This window comes from Bradyrhizobium sp. MI1.7 (assembly GCF_055811795.1).
The window spans coordinates 1-1,958 of the sequence record NZ_JBVVPO010000187.1 but is presented as its reverse complement, the minus strand read 5'-3'; the positions used below and the strand labels follow the sequence as shown (position 1 = coordinate 1,958).

The window sequence follows — 1,958 nt, the reverse complement described above, 5'->3', positions numbered from 1 at the left end:
ACCTCCGCGCTCGAATCCGATCCTGAGTCACCTGTTTCTGTTTCTGGGGCGTCTCGCCTTTATTTTCGGCGGCTCGCCTGTTCGGTGTCGTATTCTTCAGACATTTGCCGGAGATCAATCAAGGCGCCGATCTTTGGCTCATGCTCCGTCGTGGGCTGCAACTCCTCGCGTCGTTGTTCGCCCTATTCTGCGTAACGCTGGAACTCGAACGACTAGGGCGCACGCTGGGAAGTAATCAGTAGATTTAGGCTATCGGCAAACCCGCTGTAGGAATCGTCAGCCGGCCTCATCGCAACATCGCGCCAGACTTCACGCATGCGGTCGTGCGGCATTGGCAACTAGGCAAACACTGACGTCTGTCTGTGCAAAGCGCGCCTTGTCAGTTCTTCAAGTTCCCCAAGCTTCCACAATTGGCGAGAACGTCGACGGCCGCGGCGCGGTCGGCAACTTCGTCGGTGCCGGCTAGCGCGTGGGTTGCCTAGTGTCTCTCATCTCAGGGAATGATCACCGACGGAGTGAGATTCGCAGACCCACGACTTTTCCGGTTTCAGGTACATTTCCGCCGGACTGGAGCACCCGAGTTGGACGCACCTGATCGTGGCCATGGTCGCACCACGGGCGGGCACAGGTCAGACAGTTGGCGCAGGCATACAAGCCTGGATGCTGATGCTGCTCAAATGCCTCCCGTACATGGTCGGCTGCAGCGCGCTTTTCCTGAACGCGACCAGCGGCGGTGAACCCCCCTCGGCCCACGGGTGCGGCAACTCCTGCCAGCCACTCAACGGAAATTCAGTGGTGCCTGCACCCGCTCGGCCTCGGCGGTCGCGGTCCCCATGTATTTCGATTGGAAATGAGCAACCCGCTCGCGCCACATTCCGACGAACGCCTCCGACGTCAGCTTCTCCACCGATTTCCACGCCCCTTTGACGGCCGGAAGCGTATTGCCCCAAATCGCGCGCCTGCACCATTTTTCGCCCTTCTCTCTGCCTTCGCTGGTGGCGCACATCGATTTCCAGGCAATGCGATTGGGTTGACTGAGGTGTTCCGCGGCGCCTTCCCAGCCCTGCTGATGGATCAGGTAGAGATCGTTCAGGTCCGGCTTCCTGTGCGTCACCCACTCGAACAGAATGCCTTCAGTAATGATCTTGTAGGCTGCCGCAACAGCATTATCGCGGGGATTGAGAATGTCTCCGGAGCCGAATTTGCCGAACTCGTATTTGCTCAGCTGGAACAGCCCGATATATGACCCGGTGCGTTGCTTGGGGTCGAAACCGGACTCGACCTTGGCCACCGCCTTCATGAAAGTGAACTCCAGACCGAACGCGTCGGACGCGCGCTTGATCTCTTCCATCGGCGTTCCGACCGGGATGTCCTTGAACGAACGCAGGACGATCGCAGCCGCCTTCTCGGCAGGCGGCAGTTCGGACCAGACATAACAAATGAGGTACCTGAAATCCTGCGACCCCGACTTGGACACACCGCCGGATGCACCGCACGTTGTTGGCACCAGCTGCGCCGGATCACGGTGGCCGGGATCAGCGGATTTGTGCATAGGCGGTAAATCGGCCGACAGCGTCTGCGACGGATCGGGCAACGCGGCCACGACAATCGATTCCGACTTATCCGAGGCCACCGTCGTGTCGGTGGCCGTCCCCGCCACGGGCTCAGCGGCCGTCGCCACGTCGGCGCTAGCGACAGCGGGGTTCGCGGGGCCGGTGTTGCCCATTGCGATTGCCTGTGGTTCATCCGCGGGCTTGGCGTTGGCGTCGAGAGATGCTGCGCGGTCCTGGATTGGCACCGCGCGGGCGTTCTCGGTGACGGTCGAATCGAAGCCAGCCAGCCAACGATCCACCCCGCGAGAACGACCGTTCCGCAAAAGGCCGGCGCCACTATCGTAAATCGCCGCGGGTTCATGATGCTGTCGCCTCCATAGGCTCCGCCGGAGCCGTGTAGAAAAG

General features: G+C 60.9%; 1 protein-coding gene. It reads right to left on the bottom strand.

Annotation, left to right across the window (positions count from 1 at the left end; translation table 11 throughout):
• Positions 1–778: 778 nt before the first annotated feature.
• Positions 779–1,852, bottom strand: a complete 1,074-nt coding sequence (locus AC0L3X_RS46975; RefSeq protein WP_354100696.1) for a lysozyme family protein — start codon at positions 1,850–1,852, stop codon at positions 779–781.
• Between the last annotated feature and the right edge of the window lie 106 nt (positions 1,853–1,958).